This window comes from Streptococcus sp. 1449 (assembly GCF_013276805.1).
GTDB lineage: Bacteria > Bacillota > Bacilli > Lactobacillales > Streptococcaceae > Streptococcus > Streptococcus pseudopneumoniae.
The window spans coordinates 1-17,682 of sequence record NZ_VMLS01000005.1 but is presented as its reverse complement, the minus strand read 5'-3'; the positions used below and the strand labels follow the sequence as shown (position 1 = coordinate 17,682).

General features: G+C 34.6%; 17 protein-coding genes and 3 pseudogenes. 11 read left to right on the top strand and 9 right to left on the bottom strand.

All coding sequences use genetic code 11. The features are described from left to right. Positions 1–575: IS630 family transposase (locus tag HT687_RS01715; RefSeq protein ID WP_172924050.1), on the top strand; the 575-nt coding region annotated here is incomplete at its 5' end. Positions 576–577: 2 nt separating this feature from the next. Here the strand turns inward: HT687_RS01715 and HT687_RS01710 are convergent. After that, a pseudogene (locus HT687_RS01710) lies at positions 578–994 on the bottom strand (helix-turn-helix domain-containing protein); the annotation flags it as partial. A 207-nt stretch (positions 995–1,201) separates the two neighbouring features. Between HT687_RS01710 and HT687_RS01705 the strand changes: the two are divergent. The 6 genes from HT687_RS01705 to HT687_RS01680 are packed head-to-tail and all read left to right on the top strand — an operon-like array spanning position 1,202 to position 3,622. Next, positions 1,202–1,384 (top strand): helix-turn-helix transcriptional regulator, encoded by a 183-nt coding sequence (locus tag HT687_RS01705; RefSeq protein WP_031233763.1) that lies wholly within the window; start codon positions 1,202–1,204, stop codon positions 1,382–1,384. 27 nt (positions 1,385–1,411) lie between these two features. After that, positions 1,412–1,954 (top strand): DUF3278 domain-containing protein, encoded by a 543-nt coding sequence (locus HT687_RS01700; protein WP_000712340.1) that lies wholly within the window; start codon positions 1,412–1,414, stop codon positions 1,952–1,954. A 10-nt stretch (positions 1,955–1,964) separates the two neighbouring features. Then, positions 1,965–2,207 carry a hypothetical protein gene (locus HT687_RS01695; protein ID WP_000712156.1) on the top strand — a complete coding sequence of 81 codons (243 nt, stop codon included), beginning with the start codon at positions 1,965–1,967 and terminating at the stop codon, positions 2,205–2,207. A gap of 10 nt (positions 2,208–2,217) precedes the next feature. Next, positions 2,218–2,544 carry a hypothetical protein gene (locus HT687_RS01690; protein WP_000839388.1) on the top strand — a complete coding sequence of 109 codons (327 nt, stop codon included), beginning with the start codon at positions 2,218–2,220 and terminating at the stop codon, positions 2,542–2,544. Positions 2,545–2,570: 26 nt separating this feature from the next. Next, positions 2,571–3,149 carry a DUF3278 domain-containing protein gene (locus HT687_RS01685; protein WP_023937289.1) on the top strand — a complete coding sequence of 193 codons (579 nt, stop codon included), beginning with the start codon at positions 2,571–2,573 and terminating at the stop codon, positions 3,147–3,149. Continuing rightward, positions 3,146–3,622, top strand: coding sequence for a glutathione peroxidase (locus tag HT687_RS01680; RefSeq protein ID WP_023937288.1), 477 nt, complete (start codon positions 3,146–3,148; stop codon positions 3,620–3,622). Before HT687_RS01685 ends, HT687_RS01680 begins: the two co-directional genes overlap by 4 nt. Positions 3,623–3,843: 221 nt before the next feature. Here HT687_RS01680 and HT687_RS01675 read toward each other — a convergent pair whose 3' ends face one another. The 5 genes from HT687_RS01675 to HT687_RS01655 all read right to left on the bottom strand — a co-directional run bounded on the left by HT687_RS01675 (position 3,844) and on the right by HT687_RS01655 (position 9,193). Beyond that, positions 3,844–6,057: a TIM-barrel domain-containing protein gene (locus HT687_RS01675; protein WP_023937287.1), complete on the bottom strand. Its 2,214-nt coding sequence runs from the start codon at positions 6,055–6,057 to the stop codon at positions 3,844–3,846. Between the two features lie 239 nt (positions 6,058–6,296). Then, the gene (locus tag HT687_RS01670) at positions 6,297–6,908 is read right to left on the bottom strand and encodes a Fic family protein (RefSeq protein ID WP_023937286.1); all 612 of its coding nucleotides are present in this window, start codon (positions 6,906–6,908) and stop codon (positions 6,297–6,299) included. Further along, positions 6,908–7,084 (bottom strand): hypothetical protein, encoded by a 177-nt coding sequence (locus HT687_RS01665; protein WP_023937285.1) that lies wholly within the window; start codon positions 7,082–7,084, stop codon positions 6,908–6,910. Before HT687_RS01665 ends, HT687_RS01670 begins: the two co-directional genes overlap by 1 nt. 258 nt (positions 7,085–7,342) lie before the next feature. Continuing rightward, the gene (locus HT687_RS01660; protein WP_031233762.1) at positions 7,343–7,681 is read right to left on the bottom strand and encodes a putative quinol monooxygenase; all 339 of its coding nucleotides are present in this window, start codon (positions 7,679–7,681) and stop codon (positions 7,343–7,345) included. Between the two features lie 75 nt (positions 7,682–7,756). Then, complete coding sequence (locus tag HT687_RS01655) at positions 7,757–9,193, bottom strand: glycoside hydrolase family 1 protein (protein WP_023937283.1); 1,437 nt, start codon at positions 9,191–9,193, stop codon at positions 7,757–7,759. Between the two features lie 107 nt (positions 9,194–9,300). On the opposite strand from HT687_RS01655, the gene HT687_RS01650 reads away from it, so the two are divergent. From HT687_RS01650 to HT687_RS01640, 3 genes and pseudogenes are all read left to right on the top strand, one after another. Beyond that, a complete protein-coding gene (locus HT687_RS01650; protein ID WP_023937282.1) occupies positions 9,301–10,182 on the top strand; it encodes an AraC family transcriptional regulator in 882 nt (293 codons plus the stop codon). A gap of 96 nt (positions 10,183–10,278) precedes the next feature. Further along, a complete protein-coding gene (locus HT687_RS01645) occupies positions 10,279–11,118 on the top strand; it encodes an HAD family hydrolase (RefSeq protein WP_023937281.1) in 840 nt (279 codons plus the stop codon). A gap of 29 nt (positions 11,119–11,147) precedes the next feature. Then, a pseudogene (locus HT687_RS01640) lies at positions 11,148–11,718 on the top strand (histidine phosphatase family protein). Between the two features lie 96 nt (positions 11,719–11,814). Here the strand turns inward: HT687_RS01640 and HT687_RS01635 are convergent. Together HT687_RS01635 and HT687_RS01630 are read right to left on the bottom strand one after the other, a co-directional pair. Further along, positions 11,815–12,630, bottom strand: a complete 816-nt coding sequence (locus HT687_RS01635; protein WP_023937280.1) for a PRD domain-containing protein — start codon at positions 12,628–12,630, stop codon at positions 11,815–11,817. Between the two features lie 83 nt (positions 12,631–12,713). Next, positions 12,714–14,606, bottom strand: coding sequence for a beta-glucoside-specific PTS transporter subunit IIABC (locus HT687_RS01630; RefSeq protein ID WP_023937279.1), 1,893 nt, complete (start codon positions 14,604–14,606; stop codon positions 12,714–12,716). A 945-nt stretch (positions 14,607–15,551) separates the two neighbouring features. Between HT687_RS01630 and HT687_RS01625 the strand changes: the two genes are divergently transcribed. Beyond that, a complete protein-coding gene (locus HT687_RS01625) occupies positions 15,552–16,760 on the top strand; it encodes an ATP-binding protein (RefSeq protein WP_172924049.1) in 1,209 nt (402 codons plus the stop codon). 431 nt (positions 16,761–17,191) lie between these two features. On the opposite strand, the pseudogene HT687_RS01620 reads toward HT687_RS01625, so the two are convergent. Beyond that, positions 17,192–17,682: pseudogene (locus HT687_RS01620) on the bottom strand (XRE family transcriptional regulator); the annotation flags it as partial.

Below are 17,682 nucleotides of genomic sequence, written 5' to 3'. Positions count from 1 at the left end.
AATCTACATTCGAGACCTTAAGTAAGCGCTTTAAAGAAGAGGGGACTTATAACAAAGTACGTTTGATGTACCAAGATGAAGCTGGTTTCGGAAGAATCAGTAAGATGCGTTCTTGTTGGGCTCCTCAAGGAATCCGACCTAGCATTCCTAGTCATTATATGCGAGAATATCGCTATTGTTATGGGGCAGTAGATGCTCAGACAGGAGATTCCTTTTTCCTCATTGCTGGAGGATGCAATACTGAGTGGATCAATGAATTTCTACGGCAAGTCTCACAAGCTTATCCAGATGACTATATTTTACTTGTCATGGATAATGCTATATGGCATAAATCAAGTACCTTAGAGATTCCAAGTAATATTGAGTTGGCTTTTATCCCACCTTATACACCAGAAATGAACCCTATTGAACAAGTCTGGAAAGAAATTCGAAAACGAGGTTTTAAAAACAAGGCTTTCCAAACATTGGAAGCCGTCATTGATAAGCTTCAAGAAGTTATTCAAGGACTGGAAAAAAGCGTTTTAAAGTCCACTGTCAGCAGACAATGGACAAGGTTGCTTTTTGAAAATGATTGAGTATCATAATGCCCATTCTCCAAGCGAAGATTTATAGCTTCAGGCCGCTGTTCGATGGATTGACCAGCAGGTTTAAAGTTGGTGCTAGCCTGTTTCTTATCAAGCGAAAATTTTTGGTTATGATAGTGGAGAATCTTTTCCTTTAGTTCCTTGGTCAAGCTTGATTTCTTGACCGAGCGCTTGCGATTGTTTTCATAAGACTGTTGAGCATAGTCGGCAGAATAAACCTCTTTGAAGCACCCTTTTCCAAGACATTGTCGGACTGTCCCACGCTTGATTTCAGTGTGGATAGTTTGAGGAACTTTTCCAAGCAGAAAGGCAATTTCTCTATTTGATTTCCCTTCTTTTTTCCATCTTTCGATTAAGCGGCGGCTATCGATTGTCAAATGTTTACCTTTTGTAGTATAATTTTCTTGCATCTCTGTACCTTTCTTGTGTTTGTGGTTGAACAACAAGTATAACACAGAGGTGTTTTCTTATGCCTAGAAGAGCTTTCATTTTAATGTGATAATCGGACAAGGAGACTACTATTTCTTCAAAAAATATGTCAAAAATACTTGACACTTTATATTTAAAAGAATATAATATAGTCAAATATATACGACATAAATCAGAAAGGAGACCAGATGAATCGTGTGAAAGAATTTCGCAAGGAACTGGGCATTTCCCAGCTAGAACTAGCCAAGGATATCGGTGTCTCGAGACAGACCATCAATATGATTGAAAACGACAAGTACAATCCAACCTTGGAACTCTGTCTCAATCTCGCCCGCAGCCTCCAAACTGACCTCAACAGTCTCTTTTGGTAGGATAATTTTTAAAAAAGGAGCAAACTTATGAAAAAAGAAACCTTCACGGAAAAACTGATCAAACGCATTTATGGCATTTCAGGACCACTTGATGAACACAAACGACGCGAGGCTGATCGTATCGGCAATCAAGTCTTTATCATCCTCTTTTATCTGATGACATTTGGAAATCTCATCCCCTTTGTCCTCGCTTATAAATACCCACAAATTGTCGCTATCGGCTATCCTCTTGTGGTATTCGGCATTTCGATGATTTCTGCTCTCTATGTGCTCTCCCAAACCAAAAAAACAGGGATTACAGCTATTGATCCAGATATGCTGAGCGAGAAAGAAAGCAAGCAACTACACTACCCTGGTATGAAAGCAGGTCTACTCTATGGATTAATGAGTTTTTTTTCAACCCCTCTTCTCCATATACTGCTAGGTGAGAGTCAGGACTATCTTCAGTCTCTTCTCACTTTTAAAAATATTTTTTCAAGTATTCTCCAATCTTTCTTCTTCGGAGTGATTATACAAATTATCATCTCCCGTCGCATTGCAAAAGCCAAGAAAAATCAGGATAATGATTAGGAGGAAACTCATGAAAAAAGAACAGAAACAGTTACGTTATCCTGGTCTGAAAGCAGGTTCGATTTATGGAACAGTGATATTTTTTATAATTCCACTCATTGATACCCTAACAAGTGAAAATCCAAATTTTATCAGTTCTCTTCTAAATACAAAACATATTTTTAAAACTATACTGGGAGCTTTCTTTTTCGGAGTGATGATACATATTGTCGACTCACTTCGTATTGCAAGAGCTAAAAAAGACCAGGATTAGGAGGTGCCTTATGAAATCACTAGTAACTTTACTTACCTATCATCTTTTGTTCAGTTCCCTGCTCATCTTCATCATCGTTTCAGGGAACTTGCCAATCAGCGAGATATTCCTCGGGCTAGTCTTTATTCCAGCACTTAACAAAGGGCTAACTTATCTAAAGATTGACTCCCAAAAAACACGCATACTCAACTTAGCACTGTACTTTATGATTCTATCTTTACCACAACTGATGCTCATCTCAAGCGGTTGGAAATATTATTTACTGCTGACTATCGCTAGCCTTTCTTCTATCACTTATCTTTATTATCTCTATCAATTCGTAAAAGAAAGTCAGTAAAACCACTCATCTAGGAGATTACTAACATGAAAAAAGAAGACTTCACCACTCGCCTACTTCGAAATCTCTTTCATATCCAAGGCCCTTTTGATGAATGCCGGCAAGAGATTATCTACAAAGCCTGTGCCCGTTCCATGGTCCAAATCGTTTATTCTTCCTTCTTTCTCTTCTTGTTTTATCTGTTATTTGGACGCTTCATAGAAGCCGTTCGCTATGCCATGCCCTACGTTTACTCTGGACTCATTTTTTTCATTACTTTAAAAACTCAAAGAGTCGTCAAAGAACTCCAGCTGGAAAAAGATGACAAGTCAGAAATTATCCTCAAAACCTACAGCAAAGGCCAAATCAAATTCCGAAGCTGGATTGTGTTTATCGGTATTCAGATTGGCCTCTTTACCCTACTCATCTTTCATAAAGTCTTCGTTCAGCAGATGTCCTTTTCAGATTTTGGGAAGTTGCTCGTGCAATTCGATAAAAGTGTTCCTTTCCTAATGTATGGCCTGATTATCGGTAGCATTTTTGGAACCCTGACCTACGGATTTCTATCACTACAGGAGGAAAAAACTCCTAAAAATACCAATCAGAAGGAGAAAAGCAAGCAATGACTTCACTATACGATTTTTCAGTCTTGAACCAAGACAATCAAGAAACTCCACTAGATGCCTATCGTGGGAAAGTTCTCTTGGTTGTCAACACTGCTACTGGATGTGGTTTAACGCCCCAGTACCAGGGACTTCAAGAACTCTATGACCGCTATCAAGAACAAGGTTTTGAAATCTTAGACTTCCCTTGTAATCAGTTTATGGGACAAGCACCCGGCAGCTCAGAGGAAATCAACAGCTTCTGTAGCCTAAACTATCAAACCACCTTCCCACGTTTTGCCAAGATTAAGGTCAACGGCAAGGAGACAGACCCTCTCTATGTTTGGTTAACAGACCAAAAATCTGGCCCACTAGGAAAACGAATCGAATGGAATTTCGCTAAGTTTCTCATCGGTCGTGATGGGCAGGTCTTGGAGCGCTTCTCTTCAAAAACAGACCCCAAACAAATTGAAGAGGCGATACAAAAATTACTATAATTCACAATCTCACTATGATTAGGTTTCTTTTAGCCTGATGAATAGTGAGATTTTTTGATTGGCTTTGACTTAAATAGAAAAACACTCCATGATATGAAACATGAAGTGTTGTAAAGTCTATGTTGTAGGTGCTTATTTCACATTTTCAATGTGACCAATGATAACAAATACCATACCGAAGCTTCATATACACTAAACAAATGACTTTCTAATTATTTCAATTAGTTTTCGCTAGTAAATATCATTTCCAACAAACGCCCTCTCAATTCCTCGTCCTGACGATGCAAGATATTCATTAAGTCATGAGAATTTTTGGCATTGATGAATTGATTTAACAATCTATCTTTTAATTCATATGGAAGAGAAGCCGTCTTTAGTAGTCTAAAAACTTCGTCATTTAGGGATGTCCTTTTATTATCTTTCCATTCAAATCTAGCTGTATCATTCTTATTTGGCAATTCAATGATAGACACATTCGTTCCTTTAAAATGAATTCTATGTTTTCTATTGTTTGGAACGATACTAGAATCTCCTTGTAATGTTAACTCTACCATCCCCATTTCCCAATCGATTGATAATCTTGTTTTATATCTTTGACCATTTTGATCTTCAATCATTTCAAAAGAATGTTGTTTGCCTGGGAATACATACCAATCTACAACTTCAGGTAAATCAACACCCATATCTATCTCAGAACCAACCAAGGGAATGATTGCACCACTTTTTGCAAACACAGGTATAGTCGAAATGTCTCTATAAACACTCAACTTCACACCACCTGTATATTTTTTCTCTGAAAAGAAGTCATACCATTCACCTTCAGGGAACCATACATCCACTTTTGCAGATTGGAATGTCAAATCCATCTTTTCTACAATGGGAGCCACCATCAGTTCTGTTCCAAAAAAGTATTGGTTTGGAACATTATAGCTCTCATCATTCTCTGGGTAGAAATAATAGATTGGACTGATTAATGGGGCACCTTCCTCATGTGTCTTTACATTCATGGTATATAGATATGGAATCATCTGATGTCTCAAACGAAGGTATTTCTTCATAATCTTAGATGTTGTTTCTGAAAAAAACCAAGGTTCTTTACTATTAAAGGGACTTCTAGAACTATGTAAGCGAGTTATCGGACTAAAAACGCCAAACTGTAGCCATCTAGTTTGTAGCTCCTCGTCATAATCCCCCAGCATGTGCCCACCGATATCATGGCTCCACCAACTATAACCGATATTTGATGCTGTCGCTGTAAAATAAGGTTGAAATCTTAAGGAATTCCAACTAATAATGGTATCTCCTGAAAAACCAACAGGGTAGCGGTGACTACCAGGACCTGCATACCTTGATAAAATCAAGCCACCTTCTGCATTTTTACAACTATCCTGATAATGATAATGGTTTAAAAGCCACAGTGGATCCAACATACCTTGTGTCCCTTGTTGCCAGTCAATCCACCAAAAATCTACTCCCTGCTTTTCTAGCTCATAATGAACATCTTTAAAGTAAGCTTCCCTAAAAGAGGGATTAAAAAAATCAAAAATAGCAGGTTCTTCTAGTTCTACATTTAACCCCAATCGTTTTGCGACTTGAGGATAAGCTTCTTCATAAGCCCGTATACCATCAGCAGGATGGACATTTAAGGAGAGTTTTAACTTCCTATCATGAAGTTGTTGCAATAACTGTTCTGGATTAGGTATTAAGTTTCTATTCCAACTATATCCTGTCCAGCCACTTCCAAAACGAGCTGGAATGTCAGTGATATGCCAATCCATATCTAACACACCGATAGATAATGGAATGTTCTCTGTTTTAAATCTGTCTATTAAATCCAAGTATTCATCCGACGTATAAGGCCAATACCTACTCCACCAATTGCCTAAAGCATATCTTGGCAACAAGGGTGTTGAACCAGTCAAATGGTAAAAGTCTCTGATTGCTCCTCTATAATCATGCCCATAGGCAAAGAAATAGAGGTCAATTTGATTTTCTCTCTCAATATAACCAGACTGTTCATCCCAAATAAATCCTTGAGAATCATCCAATAAGGCTATACCATTTCGGCTAATAATTCCATCTTCTAACGAGATTGCTCCATCTGCCTCATCCAGAGTCCGAGCTGTTCCTTTTAACGTTTCAATAGATTCACCAAAATACCAGCGACTACCATATACGGCAAAATTTCCTTTTAATTCTATAAATAAATTTTCGGCGTTAAATTCTCCTTTATTAAAGTGCAGATGAAAATAGTCCGTCATAATATCTAGTACGTTTGATGTCTCGATATAATCTAACGAAACTTGGCCAAAATCTCTATTGTAGATAAGTTGTGTCGTTCTATCCTCAAAATTTCCAGTTTGAGAGTATTCTAGCCTCACTAACTTGTCTGTTAATACAGAGATTCGATAAAACTCTCCCTTAAAAATTTTCAATTTGTTGTCCTCCTTTTATGGTAGCATAAAAACAGAACGCACCATTTTTGATGCGTTTCTCGTTATTCTGAATGCAATGTTCTATCTATGACAAATAATACTCAATTGAAAAAATGTAGTGGACAAAATATCTTTTAACAAATCAAGATGTTAAAGAGTTATTCCTTTTCAACTTTTCTAAGCTTATGCAGTTGTGAAACAAACTACTTTTAAACTATTAACTATCTATCAGTAGCAACTCATAACTTGAAAAGAATTTTTTCAAATAACTTCGTTAATTTAGTTTTGTCTCCATAAACTGTACCATCCATATACAGGTGATAAATCTCATCATCATCACCGATTGATATTTCACATTCATAACCTTTCATTAAAGCTAAAGAGCGAATAACCTCCCTCTGCGTTCTACCGTTTCCCTCACGGAATGAATGAAAATAATTGAGATTATCTAAAATTTCGACCAATAACTGAATGACTTCTTTTCTACTATTAGCATTGTCATGAAATCTATCTATCAAATTATTAAGGTAAGTGAGTGCTGTATCGAAAGACTGAATCGGCATAAAAGCATTACCACTTTTTGAAATATTGACTTTTCTAAATTCACCTGCCCAATGATACATATCTTCAAACAAAAATTGATGAATTTTCAATATATCTTCTACACTATAAACTGGGGTAGGATTGATAAATAATTTCAAACTCTTACTAGCAACCATACGATATTCAAGATCGCGTGCTTTTTGCTCATCTCGTTCTTCCTGCTTATTTCTTAGAACTGAAGAATCTGGATAGGTATATAAATTATTCGGATCAATATAGTCATAAGAATCATAACATTTACGCTTCATTAAGCCATCCCCAGAGCAAGAGCTTCATCTCGTAATTTTTCAACATCACTAACCGTAGGTCGCCATCCTTCAATCATATTTGTACTTAAAGCATACCAAACACTCTTAAAAATGGAGCGGTTTTCAAAAGCTACTCCCATGATTGTCATCTTTTCTTTATCTATATCTAAGGACATATACTACCTCCTATAGTTACATTATACCATGTTTCTCTGTCGCTTTTAAATATTTTATTTTGTCTGTAATATCTAAATTTCAGCACATTTAGCCTATTTTATAAACTTCAAACTCAAAGATGAAAACGCGTTCTTTTTCCTTATTGTTAAGGAAAGAAGTAATTTTAAATTGAAATAGAACAATATCTTCTTGTATTCTCGTAATGATATCTATACGATTTTCAATACTTTCAAACTACAAAAACTCTCACAATAATTCTAATTCCCTATGTCTATAAACGACTTATCACTTTCTGTTATCCCAGAATCATCTTCTATATAACGTTCAACTTGCATCTGCAAGTGATATTTTCTTCTTAAATCTAAGATATTCTGCATTGTCTTTGATTGATGATGTTCATCTAAAACTTCTTGATTTGTCCACTGATCAATAAGGAGAATAGTTCCCTCTTTTTCAATTGGTAAAAAATATTCGTATTTCAAGTTACCTTTTTGATTTCTAATTTCTTCAACAAGGCCACTATCAAGCATTTCTCTTGCAAACTTTATTGCACTATCTCCATCACCCTTATAATATACATGAATAGTCAATGTCATCTCATATCCTCCAAAATCATCCTTCAAATTTTTAAAAACAAGTTTAGATGAGGATCTAAACTTGTTTTTTATGAATCAATCATATAAAGTTTCGCCATTACTTTCAATCACTTCTTTATACCAATAAAATGATTTTTTCTTATAGCGATTTAATGTTCCAGATCCATCATCATTTCTATCTACGTAAATAAATCCATAACGCTTACTCATCTGGGCTGTTGAAGCTGATACTAAATCAATACATCCCCATGTAGTATAACCTAACAATTCTACTCCATCCTCAATGGCTTCACCTACTTGTTGTAGATGTTTTTTGAGATAATCGATTCTATAGTCATCATCAACAGTAGGTCCATCCGCACCTTCAATTAGAACGTCTTTAGCACCCAAACCATTTTCAACAATAAACAACGGCAACTGATAACGATCATAAAGATTATTCAGCACTATACGTAAACCAATAGGGTCAACTTGCCAACCCCATTCTGAACTTTCCAAATAAGGATTAGCAATTCCTCCCAATAAATTTCCAATGCTTGATTGATAATTTTCAGGATCATTTGCTTGAACCGAACTCATATAATAAGAGAAAGAAATAAAATCCACAGTATTTTCAGCTAATAACTCCTTATCCCCTGATTCAAATTTGATATTGATATCATTTTCTTTAAAGAATCTTTGAATATATGATGGATATTTACCGCGAGCATGAATATCTGAAAATAGATAATTCTGATTCTCAAATTCACGCGCAGCCAGCACATCTTCTGGCTTCGGTGTCATAGGATATGTTGGCATAGCCAAAACCATGCATCCAATTTTAAATTCTGGATTGATTTCATGTCCAACTTTCGTTGCCAAAGCGGATGCAACTAACTCATGATGAACCGCTTGATAAAGATCTTGTTTAGATAATTTCTCGACTGGAGTTGCAATACCACCACTTATAAAAGGAACATGTAAAACGGAGTTGATTTCGTTAAAAGTCAACCAATATTTGACTTTATTTTTATATCGATTGAAAACAGTTCTTACATAGCGCTCATAAAAACCAATCAAATCACGATTAACCCATCCATTATATTTTTTAGCCAAGTGAAGTGGAGTTTCATAATGTGATAATGTTACTAAAGGTTCTATTCCATATTTAGCTAGTTCGTCAAAAAGATTATCATAAAACTGTAAACCTTCTTCGTTTGGTTCCAATTCGTCACCATTTGGAAAAATACGAGACCATGCAATCGATGTTCTAAATACCTTAAAGCCCATTTCTGCAAATAAAGCAACATCTTCTTTATAACGGTGATAAAAATCAATTCCTTCCAATTTGAGATTATCTTCTGTAGGCAGTTCTGTAATGAATGGATTTAGATCATTATCACTTACTGGAACTCCGCCCCTAGGTGTCACATCCTGAACCGATAAACCTTTATCACCTACATTATAAGCACCTTCATATTGGTTAGCTGCTGTAGCTCCACCCCATAAAAATTCTTTAGGAAATTTACTCATTTATTTTCTCCTTTGTTTTTTTCTATACTTATATTATAATTAAATAAAAATGACAAATCTTGCACAATAATAGTAAAAAACGATACTATCCTATTAAGAGGAAACCTATGATTGATCTTGGACAACTACATAAAAACACGCCTTATAAAAATGAATTAATTCCCTATTCTCTTACCCGGACTATTATGGAAGATGGTCTACCTGATATTCTTTTTCACTGGCATACAGATATGGAAATCATATATGTACACGAAGGACAAGCAAGATTCCATATAGATACAGACTATTTTAACAGTGAGAAAGGAGATATTATTTTAATTCGTCCTAATGCCTTACATTCTATACATCCAATTGAGAATACCTATCACTATATGGATGCAATCAACTTTCAATTAGACTTAATTGGTTATTCTACAAAAGATTTTGCAGCAATTCATTACTTACACCCCCTATATAATGGACAACTAGACTTTAAACGTGTGATTAAACCCAATCAACCTGGTTATACAGAAATTCGACAAACACTAATTAATTCAATGGAAATAGGATACTATAGGAAGACATTTTTTGAACTAGAATTAAAAAGTGAGCTACTAAAACTGCTTCATCTTCTCTTTCAATATAATTACGTTTATTCAAGTAAACAATCAATAGATGGTTATCGTAGAGAAGAAAAAATTAGAAAAATTATTGATTATATAAGCGAACACTATCAGGAAGATTTATCAATTAATCTTCTAGCAGAACTATGTGGCTATAGTCCAACACATTTTATGAATTTCTTTAAAAAAAATTTAGGAGTTAGTTGTATGGACTATCTTATCCACTATCGTTTACGTAAAGCTACTGAACTTCTTCAACACTCAACTCTATCAGTTCTAGAAATTTCCTCAGAGGTAGGTTTTAAAAACTTATCAAATTTTAATCGACAATTCAAAAAAATTTACAAAACAACACCCCGAAAATATAGAGGTGAAATAGATAAATAGATATTTTACCTTAGAAAAGTATTACAATTGGCTAGAATAGCAGTAGAAACATTTTTTATCATACTGTAAAATCAAACTAAAAAATGGAGTAGAAATATGAAAAAAATTATCTTCCTTGATGTTGACGGAACAATTGTTGACTACGATAATCACATACCCGATTCAGCTAAAATAGCTATCCAACAATCACGAAAAAATGGACACTTAGTATTCCTTTGCACTGGACGAAGTAAAGCTGAGATGCCAAACAAAATTTTAGATATTGGCTTCGATGGTATCATTGGAGGAAATGGTTCCTACATAGAGTACAAAAATCAAGTTCTCATGCATCAACTGATTCCGTATGAGACTGCCAAACAAGTTGTTGATTGGCTTGAATCAAGAGGATTAGAGTTCTATATTGAAAGTAATAACGGATTATTTGCGAGCCGTAATTTTCGTGATGCTGCAAGACAGATACTCCGCATCTATGCCTTAGGTAAAGGAGCTAGTGAAGACCAAATTTTAAACATGGAGCCAGAAGATGCGCTACATGGATTAGTTTATGGTGGAGAACTGTACCGAGACGATCTTAATAAAATTAGTTTTATTCTCAATTCCTACCAAGATCACTTAGATTCTAAAAAAGTTTTCCCACACCTAAAAGCTGGTACTTGGGGAGGTAGAGGAGAATCAGCTCTATTTGGTGAATTAGGGGTAAAGGATATTAATAAAGCACATGCTGTTAACATCATTCTTAAGCATTTAGGAGCGAATCATACTGATACAATTGCTTTTGGTGATGCTAAAGTTGATATTCCAATGCTCGAAGCCTGCCATATTGGTGTGGCTATGGGTAATGGCGGTCCTGAAATACTAGCTATGGCTGATATTATAACAGATGATGTTCGACAAGATGGACTTTATAATGCCTTTAGAAAACTTAATTTACTGTAGGATATTAAGATGAAAAAACTCTTTATTTAATGCACTCTTTTCAACAAACGTCATCTTATACAAGGTTGGTGTGATTCTCCGCTAACAGACTTTGGAATTTACCAAGCTCAAGTAGCAAGTGAATATTTCAAAAAACATGGAATTATCTTTGACAGTGCTTTTAGTTCAAAATCTGAGCGCGCGTGCGATACTTTGGAAATTGTAACTGATGGAAAAATACCTTATACACGAATTAAAGGTCTCAAAGAATGGAATTTTGGTATTTTTGAAGGAGAAAGCGAAAATCTAAATCCCTCTATCCCTTATAACGATTTCTTCGTCTATTATGGTGGAGAATCTCAATTAGATTTACAAGAGCGCATAAATAACACTATTTGTTCACTTATGAAGGAAGATACAGGAAACTCTATTCTTATTGTGTCCCATGGAGCAGCTATTCGAAATTTTGCCAGAGTCTGGGAAAAGTAAGAACAAACAACTATTCAAAATAGAATGACAAATTGTTGAATTCTCAAGTTCACATACTCTAACGATATTTTTTATTTAGAAGAAGTTATCAATCATGATTTTAGCAATTGGAATAATAATTCTAATCAATAAAAATTAGATAAATTAATTTATTAGAACCGTTAGTTTTAACAATTATCATCTGCAATAACAAAAAGCCATGGAAATTTAAAAATCTCCATGACTTTTTTATTTCTTTCGAATACGAGAGAGATGGATCGTTAAATATAACTGCTCATCATCAGAAATAGAATACTGTCTAGTTTTTTCTAGATGTAAGGCAATCTTTTTAGTTGTTTCATATGCAATAGGATACTTCTTACACATTAGCTCAAACATTAAAGAATCATCCAATTCTTCTTGGTTTGTATTTGTTAATACACGCTCACAAAAAAATTTTAAATGAGTGATAAATCGTTGAACATAAATATCATCTTGTTCCAATGGAATTTCCAAACTATATTTCACGATAGTCATAATCTCTTCCATTAACTGTGTTAAATCTCGAGCGTTTGAATTCTTATAATTTAACTCACTATTTACCAATGTTAGCGCCATGAACCCAGCTTCATCATCAGGCAATTCTTGACCCAAATAAGAACTCAAAAGCTCATTAGCATATAGTCCCGCCTCATACTCCTTAGGAAAAAAGCGTTTAATATCCCACATGAGAAAATTCTTCATAAAAAATCCAGCACGAATTCTTTGTTCAACTCCATACATATGATCTGCCAATGATAGAAAAGCTGTATCTTTAATAGCATTATCTAATGTACATTTAGCAAAAGATATAGCTTTATCTGCAACCTCTAATAATTCAGCAGGAATTTCAAAAAAAATTTCTCTGTGATTTTGAGACAAAATATAACGTTTATCTATCTTATTTTCATCAAGCTCGTCATCAACTTTCTTACCAAATGCTAAACCTCTTCCCATTACAATGATTTCCTGATCCTTCATTTCAGATAGGACTACATTATTATTAAATATTTTTTTAATTTTCATGACTTCACCCAATTATTAGTATCTATAGTATAACACAAAAATGAGGTATGGAAGTTGAATCGTCTCCCATACCTCCATTTAGACTATCTAATTTCTAGCAAGTTTTGATCTAAGTTGACTTTACCGCTTGCAATTGTGTTTACACTATGATAGTTACTAGTATTTGTAATTATGATTGGTGTTGTGACTGAATAGCCTGCTGATTTGATTGACTCAATATCAAAACTCAACAATAATTGACCCTTTTTAACTCTATTACCCTGAACTACATGAGCTTTAAAGCCAGATCCATCTAACTCAACTGTATCCATACCAACATGAATCAGTAATTCGGCACCATCATCTGTTGCAAGACCAATAGCATGGTTTGTAGGGAAGAGAAGACGAATTGTTCCATCTGCTGGTGCAACAACTTCCCCAATAGTTGGTTCAATAGCCACTCCTTGTCCCATCGCTCCACTAGAAAAAACTGGATCTGGTGTTTCTGAAAGTGGAATAATATTTCCTACAATTGGACTTGAAATTACTTGATTCCCCACTTCTACTTTATCGTTTTTAGTTTCTTCAGTGACTGCTTTCTTCTGATTTTTTTCAAAAAGTGTTGGGACTGGTAAGAACATTTGAATTGCAAATGAGAGGATAATAGCAATTGCTGTGCCAACTAAAGCTACATATAAACTTCCAAAATTACCATCCGGACTAACAAGAGATGGGTAAAGGAAAATTCCCAAAGCACCTACTGAATACATAGTTACGTTGAACATGCCAACAAATCCACCAACAATACCAGACACGACACAACTGATAATAAATGGCGTACGCATTGGAAGCGTTACACCATAAATAGCTGGTTCAGTAACACCAAAGATTGAAGAAATCAAAGCTGGAGTAGAAATTGCTTTTACCTTGCTTTCTTTCGTTTTAAGAATAATTGCTGCAAGGACACCTGTTTGTGTAAAACATGGTAACAAAGCGCCTGCTAGAATGACTCCTGAACCAGTCTGAGTGAGTTCAAGTATTGCCAACGGCACAAGGCCCCAATGAAGTCCAAACATAACCATCACTTGCCATAAAGTACCTAGAAGGACTCCATAAATTATAGGATTAAAATTATAAACTGAACTTAAGAATGCCCCTAGTAAATCAGACGCTGTATTAGCGATAGGACCAACTAGTAGGAAAGTCAATGGAATTGAAACAATCAAAGTTACAAACGGCACCACAAAAAGCTTAACTGTATCTGGTGTAATCTTTTTGATAAATCTTTCAATTCTAGAAGCTACCCATACAGCTAGAATAGCTGGAATAACTGTTGATAAATAACCTCCTGCGGGCATGCTTAAAGGAATTCCAAAAAAGTTAGATGCACCTACTTCAGTCAAACTCTTAACACTTGCTTCTAAGTTTGGATAAACTAAAGACGCAGCAATTGCTAAAGCGGTGAACTCATTCATTTTAAATTTACGAGCTGCATTTAAAGCAATCATCATTGGCAAAAATTGGAAAAATCCGTCACCAGCTGCGGTCAGAACTAGAGCAACTCCATTATTTGTAGCAGTCCATCCGAAGAAAGCAGTTAAAATAGCAACAATCCCTTTTATAATTCCAGCTGCTGCCAGTGGGCCAAGGAAAGGTTGGAAGATACTTGAGACAATATCAATAAAAGCATCTAAAGGATTCTTCTTAACACTATCTTCTTCATCAGCATCTACTGCCCCACTACCTTGTAAGCTGCCTACTGCTAATACCTCTGCATAAACATCCGGAACATGGTTCCCTATTACTACCTGATACTGACCTCCTGCCTTAATAACTGTTACTACACCATCTCGCTTCATGAGATAATCTGTATCAGCTTTACTTTCATCTTTAAGTGTAAAGCGTAAACGTGTTACACAATGTTTAACGCTACTCACATTTTCACGTCCACCAACGTGATTAATAATATCTTGTGCTAACTCAGTATATTTAGCCATATTGGACCTCCTTATATTTTTTGGTCATCAGTTGACTACTTATTCCCGGAAAATAGGTAACAAAAAAACCTAAACACATACCAAATAGAAAGCAAAGTATCGCTTCTTATCTCGTATTTGTTTAGGTTTTGCCTGCATGACCAGTAACAATCCATGAATTAAGTATATCACATTTTTTTATTTTTGCAAGCGCTTTTTTAAAAATTTTTTGAGAATTAAATAATGAAGTTTGGCATGAAGTTAGCGAACTACTTTCAACAGAAAATAACTGATCCAACTACTATAGTTAGTTGAGTTTGGAATAGTACGCTGTAGCTACTAAAACATTTCTAGAAATTAATTTGACTTTCCTAGTAGAGTTGTTCATATCTTATTTCAATCTACTATAACATCCAATGGCTGTTGGTGGTTCACTTATCATAATCTTAAAAAGTAATGGTGTAAATTTTACTAAAAATTATTTAAAACATACTCTATAGTTTGAGCCATAGGTGTTGTAAATGCTGTATTCTAATTCGTTCTTAACGGTTAGAGAATTGGACAGCTTTTGAGTTTTCTTAAATTCGCATCATGATACTTACACTAAATTATAGCTAAAACCAATAATTATTGAGATATGAAACCACAATTTATATAACCCTTTTAAAAATCGAGAGGTTATCAAAGGGTTATCACTTTATAGTTTTCGGAGCTTATGTAATTGAAATTTGGCGAAAAATACGAACTACTGTATCACAAAGATGATGTAGTAGTTCAACAACAAATGCACAGCTACTTCGTGCCAGTTCAAATTCTTTTGTTATCGGCATTTTCTCTTCTGAAGATATTTAGAAAGCCTGTGATATTATTTCTAAATACTTAGAAATAATCAAATAAATTGAATATTATTTCTAAATATTTGAAAATAGTTACTATTTGTATTATACTATCTTTGAGGTAACTATTATGAACTATATCAAAAGACCACATTATTTAGATTTTTTAAGAAGACATCGTGACCGACAAATCATCAAAGTTGTGAGTGGAGTTAGGCGAGCTGGTAAATCTGTTCTCTTTCAACTCTATAAAGAGGAGTTAATAGCAACTGGGGTAGACGAGGATCAAATCATATCCATCAATTTTGAGGATCTGAGTTACTATGATCTCCGACATTTTCAAACATTATTTGCTTATATAAAAGAGCAGTTAATTGGAGAGAAAACATACTATATCTTTTTAGATGAAATTCAACATGTTGAAAAATTTGAACTGGTAGCAGATAGTCTATTTATACTACCAAATGTTGACCTCTATTTGACTGGATCAAACGCCTACTTTATGAGTAGCCAATTAGCTACAAACTTGACTGGTCGGTATGTTGAGATAGAAATTCTTCCATTGTCATTTGAAGAATACCTATCAGGCCAATCTCTCTCAGAGAATCTGAATACAACAGAAATTTTTAACAGTTATCTCTTTAGTGCTTTCCCTTACTTATTGCAAACATCATCTTACGCTGAAAAAATTGACTATCTCAGAGGAATATATAACTCCATACTGTTAAATGATATTGTCACTAGATTGGGAAATCCAAATCCTACTATTATTGAGCGCATTGTCCGAACCCTTCTCAGTAGTACAGGTAGCTTAATATCAACAAATAAGATTCGCAATACCCTGGTCAGCCAAAATGTTTCAATCTCCCATAATACTTTAGAAAATTATTTGACGACTTTGACAGACAGCTTACTTTTTTATTCCGTTCCACGTTTTGATGTAAAAGGTCGAGCATTATTGCAACGCTTAGAAAAATATTATCCCGTTGATTTAGGTTTACGACATCTCTTATTACCAGACCACAAGGAAGACATTGGGCATATCTTGGAAAATATGGTATATTTGGAATTAAGACGTAGATATTCACAAGTATATGTTGGTAATTTAGATAAATATGAGGTTGATTTTGTTGTTGTAACTGATCTTGGTCACTACGCTTATTATCAGGTCAGTGAAACAACACTTGCTCCAGAAACACTAGAAAGAGAACTTAGACCACTAGAAGCCATTAAAGATCAATTCCCAAAATATCTATTAACAATGGATACGATTCAGCCAACAGCAAATTACAATGGTATTGAGAAGAAAAATATCATAGATTGGTTACTAGAAAAATAGATAAATATAAATCATTCAGCTGACTAGATTTGCAACAGTCTGTTATCAATGATTCTACCCAAATCCTAACAAGATATAAGGAATTTAGAACATATTATCTAATACAGACACTTGAAGGATAAAATGAAATCTTTAACTTCTGGAAGAACTATTATTACTCAAAATGATGAATCTCCATAGAATTAATGAAACTATAAATCAAACGGAACTATAATGAAAAAGAGACTAAGCAATCAGGATTTAAAATCCTAAAAACGCATACTATCAGGTGTTGAATGAACTGCACCCGCATAGCGGGTGGTTTTTTTGTCTCGCACCTAACGGAGCGAGACGAACTAATAGTCACATAATCATAAGGCTGATAGTATTCATTTCACTATCAGCCTTACAGGTTATTTAACGTTTCAGAAAAACTATAATGTCAAGATTAACTAAACAGTATCTAATTCCTTCAAATAATTTTCTATCTTCATCAACATTAAAGGATTGTTATAAATCTTACATAACTCTCTTGCTTCTATATAATAATTTTTGACTTGTTCTTTGTCTAGAAATTTGGCTCCAGCATTTCCTACAAGAATAAGTAGAGGAGCTAGTTGGTAACTTGTCTGTCTTTGTTTACAGAGTTCAATCGTCTCAAGAGCTTCTTGGATGGCTTCGTTATATTTTTCCTTTGACACTAGGTAGTGAGCGTAGTTGTAACGAACTCTGATGTAGCCAAATAAAAACTCTTGATGCTCAAAATTTTTTGTCTGATATAACTCCATCAAATGAGAGTAGTTTGCCTCATATTCTTGTTCACGACCCACTAAGGAATAGAAATTAGATAGAGTATTCAAGGCCTTTAAATAAATCAGAGTATTTGAAGAGACTTTTAATAATATATTTTCCAATGAAGAAATTGCCTCACACTTACTGTCAT